This window comes from Faecalibacterium sp. An58 (assembly GCF_002161515.1).
Taxonomy (GTDB): Bacteria; Bacillota; Clostridia; order Oscillospirales; family Ruminococcaceae; genus Faecalibacterium; species Faecalibacterium avium.
Window position 1 is genome coordinate 1 of sequence record NZ_NFHX01000076.1, and the last position, 711, is coordinate 711.

Here is a 711-nt window from a genome sequence, read left to right on the forward strand (position 1 = left end):
GGCACCGACCATGTCCGCGCAAGCCACAAGATCATCTGCGTCAGCACCGCCCTCAAGGAGTTCCAGCAGTACGGCCCGGATATTTACACCGAGGGACTGCGGGCCATCGTTGATGCTTGGGGCGGCGACCCTGATTCTCTGCGCGCTGGTATCATCCAGGGCGTGATGCGCTTCGTCGCCCTCTATAAAGACGAGTACAAGTACGATCGGCTGGTCAAACGGTTGGCCACCATCTACCCCATGAAGCTGGTTCGGGACGCCGACGCCATGAGCGGCGCGGTGTCCTACCGGTACATGATGCAGGTGCTGAAGCTCTACAATGGTACCAGCAAAAAGAATATGCTGCCCATGAAATTCTGAACAATGAAGTTTCACGAATCATGCTTTTTTCGGGGAGGGACAGAATGACGAAACATTGTATGACCTTCATGGTGGACGGGTACGAAGTCAGAGCAACGTTTGCTGAGAGCCGGAACACCGCCGTCACCAGCCATCTGAAACAGATTTTGCTGGCATCCTTTATCAGCAATGTGCCTGCGGGCGGCATCCTTGCGGCAGCGCCCGGAGGATGGTATTCTAAGGATGGCAGACGCCGCGCACCTTGAGATTTGAATAGACAGCGTTGAGAATTGTGCTTTCTCTACCTGCTGGATTCTGGAAAGGATGAACGGATATGAAAAACCGAGTTTGCACATTGTATCGCGTTTCCAC

General features: G+C 54.0%; 2 protein-coding genes. Both read left to right on the forward strand.

The annotated features are described in order from the left end of the window. Nucleotides 1-360, forward strand: a 360-nt coding sequence (locus tag B5G12_RS14695) for a DUF6551 family protein (RefSeq protein WP_343286656.1), incomplete at its 5' end; no start/stop codon positions are given. Nucleotides 361-404: 44 nt separating this feature from the next. Further along, nucleotides 405-605 carry a hypothetical protein gene (locus tag B5G12_RS14555; RefSeq protein ID WP_144064187.1) on the forward strand — a complete coding sequence of 67 codons (201 nt, stop codon included), beginning with the start codon at nucleotides 405-407 and terminating at the stop codon, nucleotides 603-605. Nucleotides 606-711 lie beyond the last annotated feature (106 nt).

Coding starts and splice junctions, on each gene's coding strand:
- B5G12_RS14555 (WP_144064187.1), top strand. CDS start 405: ATGACGAAACATTGTATGACCTTCATGGTGGACGGGTACGAAGTCAGA.